This window comes from Polaromonas sp. (assembly GCF_039930745.1).
Taxonomy (GTDB): Bacteria; Pseudomonadota; Gammaproteobacteria; order Burkholderiales; family Burkholderiaceae_C; genus Polaromonas.
In genome coordinates, this window is sequence record NZ_JBDTTH010000163.1 from 1 (window position 1) to 4,813 (window position 4,813).

Annotated in this window: 4 protein-coding genes and 1 pseudogene; 1 reads left to right on the forward strand and 4 read right to left on the reverse strand. The window is 63.1% G+C overall.

The window, feature by feature from the left end; genetic code table 11:
- The 3 genes and pseudogenes from ABI660_RS22990 to ABI660_RS23000 all read right to left on the reverse strand — a co-directional run.
- Positions 1 to 506: pseudogene (locus ABI660_RS22990) on the reverse strand (cytochrome P450); the annotation flags it as partial.
- Between the two features lies 1 nt (position 507).
- Positions 508 to 1,326, reverse strand: a complete 819-nt coding sequence (locus ABI660_RS22995) for an alpha/beta hydrolase (protein WP_348072514.1) — start codon at positions 1,324 to 1,326, stop codon at positions 508 to 510.
- Positions 1,327 to 1,328: 2 nt separating this feature from the next.
- The gene (locus tag ABI660_RS23000) at positions 1,329 to 2,630 is read right to left on the reverse strand and encodes an O-acetylhomoserine aminocarboxypropyltransferase (protein ID WP_348072516.1); all 1,302 of its coding nucleotides are present in this window, start codon (positions 2,628 to 2,630) and stop codon (positions 1,329 to 1,331) included.
- A 166-nt stretch (positions 2,631 to 2,796) separates the two neighbouring features.
- Here ABI660_RS23000 and ABI660_RS23005 point away from each other — a divergent pair, with 166 nt between their 5' ends.
- A complete protein-coding gene (locus ABI660_RS23005) occupies positions 2,797 to 3,261 on the forward strand; it encodes a CBS domain-containing protein (protein ID WP_348072518.1) in 465 nt (154 codons plus the stop codon).
- A gap of 177 nt (positions 3,262 to 3,438) precedes the next feature.
- Here ABI660_RS23005 and ABI660_RS23010 read toward each other — a convergent pair whose 3' ends face one another.
- On the reverse strand, positions 3,439 to 4,587 hold the full coding sequence (locus ABI660_RS23010) for an IS481 family transposase (RefSeq protein ID WP_348072520.1): 1,149 nt from the start codon (positions 4,585 to 4,587) through the stop codon (positions 3,439 to 3,441).
- Between the last annotated feature and the right edge of the window lie 226 nt (positions 4,588 to 4,813).

Consider the following 4,813-nt stretch of genomic DNA (forward strand, 5'->3'; position numbering starts at 1 on the left):
TGCGGCACGCCCAGCAGATTGCCGATGATCTCCACCGGAATGGCCGAAGCAAAGTCCTCGATCAGGTCGCCGCCGCCGCCTTTGGCTTCGATGGCATCCAGCAGGCCGTCCACCAGCGTGATAAGGCCCGCCTCCATGTCGGCAATCGCACGGCGCGTCAGCGCGCCCATGATCAGCTTGCGCACCCGCGTGTGCAGCGGCGGGTCGTTGAAGACCAGGCTGGTCGTGTGGTGCTCCAGCAGCGGTGCGCCCGCGCCATATTTGGGCGTGAACTCCACCTTCTTGTCCGAGCTGAAGGTCTGCGCATCGCGGTACACCGCCACCAGGTCGGCGTACCGCGTGAGGAAGTACGAGCCGTCAGGCATGCGCCGAACCGGCGCGGTTTCGCGCAGCAGAGCGTAAACCGGGTAGGGGTTGGCGTAAAAGTCCAGAGGCAGGGCGCGTAGGTCGAGGCTGCCGGCAATCTCGCGCGCCCGGTCGGTCGTCATCGGCGGCGTGATGGTCATGTCATGTGCGCAGAAAATCCCGCATCGCAAACAGCGTCTCTTCGGGTGCTTCGGTCATCTGGTGATGGCCGACAGGAACGTGAATCACTTGCACAGTTTTGCCGCTGGCCCGCGCCTTGGCTATCAGCGGCTGTGCCGCCTTGGCTTGTGTCATCTGGTCCTGGGCGCCGAGCAGGAAGAGCACGGGGCAGGTGATCTGCGAAATGGCGTTGTCGCCATTGGCGTAACTGTCGCAGGCCTTGAAGCCGCGGTGGAACACATTGACTTTGGTGTTACTGGCGAGCACGCGCCGGCCCAGTGCCATGCTGGCGCCATAGACCCAGGTGCCCGGGCCCAGCGCCGAGGGTGGCGCGGCCAGGGTACTGCGTGAAAACACATTGACCATGGTCAGGGCCTTCATGGGCTCGTTCAAGGCGGCGTCCAGCAAGGCCGGAGATACCTTCATCGGGTAGGCAATGCCGACCAGCACCAGATGGCTCACGCGCTCCTTCAGCCGGGAGGCGGCCTCCAGCGCAATCAGCGAACCCCAGCTGTGGCCGACCAGGGCGGCGTGCTGGACGCCGGCTGCATCCAGCAACGCAACCACGAAGTCCGCGGCTTCTTCCACACCGGCGGGCGCCTCGCCCGCGCTTTTGCAGTGGCCCGGCAGGTCTACTGCGAGCACGTTCCAGCCATGGTTGGCGAGGTAGCGGCTTTGCAAACCCCAGACGCTGTGGTCGTTGAGCACGCCGTGGATGAAAACCACGGTAGGTTTTGCGGCGTCGAGGGGCTTGCCGCCGGTGTAGCAGTAGGTGTTGTGACCGTTGACGGTGAGGTACATGCTCAGGCCCCGACTTTCTCGGCCGCCTTCAGCGCGCGCTTCAAGTCGTCAATCAGATCGTCCGGATCTTCCAGGCCGATGGACAGGCGTATCGTGCCCTGCGTGATGCCGGCGCCCGCCAGCGCCTCGTCCGTCATGCGGAAATGCGTGGTGCTGGCGGGGTGAATCACCAGGCTGCGGCAGTCGCCGACGTTGGCCAGGTGGCTGAACACCTTGAGGGTTTCGATGAAGGCCTTGCCCTGCTCGCGATTGCCCTTGATGTCGAAGCTGAACACCGAACCGGCGCCGCGCGGCAGCAGTTTTTTGGCCAGCGCGTGGCTGGGGTGGCTCTCGAGCATGGGGTGGCCAACGCGCGAGACCCGCGGGTGGCTGGCGAGAAAAGCCACGACTTTTTCGGTATTGCTCATGTGCCGCGCCATGCGCAGCGGCAGGGTTTCGATGCCCTGCAGGATCAGCCAGGCGGTGTGCGGGCTCATGCAGGCGCCAAAGTCGCGCAGGCCTTCGCGGCGGGCCCGCAACAAGAAAGCGCCGACGGTGCTTTCCTCGCTGAACACCATGTTGTGAAAGCCGTCGTAGGCCTCGGTCAGCTCGCCGAATTTGCCTGACTTTTCCCAGTCAAAGCTGCCGCCGTCCACCACGATGCCGCCAATCACCGTGCCGTGGCCACTCAGGAACTTGGTGGCCGAGTGGTAGATCAGGTCGGCGCCGTGGTCGAACGGCCTGATGAGCCAGGGCGAAGTCAAGGTCGAGTCCACCAGCAGCGGCACGCCGGCCTCGTGCGCTATGGCAGAGACGGTGGGCATGTCCAGCACGTCCAGCCCCGGGTTGCCGACGGTTTCACCAAAGAAGAGCTTAGTGTTGGGCCGCACTGCGGCGCGCCAGCCGTCAATGTCGCCGGGTTTGACGAAGGTGGTGTCTATGCCGAAGCGGCGCATGGTGTAGTGCAACAGGTTCTGGCTGCCCCCGTACAGCGCGGTGGAGGCGACGATGTGTGAGCCCGCACCCATCAGCGTGGCAATGCTCAGGTGCAGCGCCGCCTGGCCGCTGGCGGTGGCAATCGCGCCTATGCCGCCTTCCAGCGCAGCGACGCGCTGCTCCAGCACCGCGTTGGTCGGGTTGCTGATGCGCGAATAGACGTGGCCAGCGCGCTCCAGATTGAAGAGGCTGGCGGCGTGGTCACTGGATTCAAAGACAAACGAGGTGGTCAGGTGAATGGGCACGGCGCGCGCGCCGGTGGCCGGGTCGGGCGCGGCGCCGGCATGCAGGGCCAGCGTGTCAAAGCCCGGGTCAGAGTAACCAGACATGGTGTCTCCAGAAAAAAAGGGGGAAGCAGGGAACGCGGCATTCACACTGAAACAAATCGAGGTGGCCTGCCGGCAGATTGTGGGCTATATTTGAACTGAATTTCCCTCGGGTCCGTACCGGGAGAATACCCAGACATGAGCCAGAGAATTCAGGCAAGGAGACCCCATGAAAGTACTCGATATCCTGCGCGTCAAGGGCAACACGCTCTACACCGTTCAGCCTGACGAACCCCTGGCCAAGGCGACGCAGATCATGGCGGAAAAAGACATCGGGTCGCTCGTCGTCATGGAACACGGCGACTTGGTGGGCATGCTGACCTTCCGCGAAGTGATTCTCTGCATCGTCAAGAACGGCGGCGAGATCGGCGCAACGCTGGTTCGTACCGCTATGGACGACGCGCCGCTGACCTGCACACCCGACACCGAGATCGATGAAGTGCGCCGCATGATGCTGGGCCGCCACGCACGCTACATGCCGGTTCTCAACAAGAAGATGCTCGAAGGCGTGATTTCGTTCTATGACGTCGCCAAGGCCGTGGTGGATGGTCAGAACTTCGAGAACAAGATGCTCAAGGCCTATATCCGAGATTGGCCTTCTGAAGAAGACGAGACGCCAGAGACCAAGCTCTGAGGGGTGGCAGGGTTTCTTGCCGAAGCTGAATTCGGGAACACGCTTTCTTTCTCAACTGACGGTGGTCAACCAGCAAGCCGGGGGTTGCCCGGCGGCAAGTAACTTTCTTTTGCGTCGCTGTATGGACCGGGGAGATACGAAACAGGTGTGCGCAGACATAGGAAACACCTTGAAGTCTCAGCGGGCTTGCGCCAGGGTATTCAAGTCGAACTTCATAAACCGGTGGTGGCAGAAGAACACATCGTAGCAACCGTCGACTTTGGCGTCTGGCCTGAAGGCTATCGGCAGCTTGAGCAATGCGCTCGACACCCGCAGCTTGTTGCCCTTGAAGTGAACTTCGCCGTTCCACTTGACGAGCGCGACCGTGTCGCCCTCGGCGTACTCGATGGGCGGCAAAGTCTGCGGATAGCTGCTCAGGCTGGGTCGGTAACGCCTGGCAGGCGTTTGCAGGTTTAGCGCATCGTGGGGCCGCTCGTGGTTGTAGAAACCGCGCCAGCTCTCGAAGGCAGTTTGCGCTTGCTGCAGATTGGCAAAGCTGCGCCCGGCCAGCACCTCGGCTTTGAGTGAGCGGTGAAAGCGCTCGATCTTGCCGTTGGTCTGCGGGTGGTACGGCGCGCTGTGGCTCACACGGATGCCCAGCCGGATCAGCCACACGCTGAGCTCGCTCAAGCCGTGCCCGGCCAGCCGCGGACTGCCCCAGGGGGCGCCATTGTCGGCATTGATGCGCATCGGCAGGCCATAGCGCAGGAACACCTCGCGCAGGCAGGGTTGAACGGCGCTGGCGGCCACACGGGGGCAGGCCTGCAGCGCCAGGTTGAAGCGCGAATGATCGTCCAACAGCGTCAGCGGGTAGCAGCGCCCCTGCCCGGTGGCAAAGTCGCCCTTGAAGTCGATCTGCCACAGCGCATTGGGGCTGTCGTGCTCGAAGCGCTGCCAATGCTGGGCCGCCAAGCTGGCGGCCGGGGTAATCAGGCCATGGCGGTGCAAGATGGCTGTCACGGTGCTCGGTGGAGGCGCTTGTGCATGATCCAGATCGCGCAGGCGGCGCGAGATCTTGCGCCCTCCCCAGCTGGGATGCTGCTCGCGCAGGCTCGTTACCTCTTCTTCCATGGCCGGCAAGGTGCGGGTCGGGCTGACATGCGGACGACGCGAGCGGGCTTTGAAAGCCCCATCGCCCTCCTGCGCATAACGCGCCAGCAACGCATAGGCCGCCTTCGCTCCAATGCCAAAGCGCCGGCACAGCTCGCGCCGATTGGCCCCCTCGCGCAAGGCCAGCTCTACAAACTCTCTTTTGGTATCCATGAGGTCTTTCGGTTGCCAGGGCATAAGCTTCTCCTTGCGTTGATCGCACTGAAGAAGTGTTTCCTATGTCCTCGCACACCTGTTTCCCATGTCTCCTGTCCATACACTTCGCCAAAAGAAAGTAAGCAAAGAAAAGGCGACCCCGCTGTCTGCGTCCCCTGCGCTGCGCTACGGGGCAACCTGCGGTGCTCGGTCCAGCCGGGGTCGAGCTCGAACTCGCTGCGCTCAGACAATCGCTCGCCCTGATCCG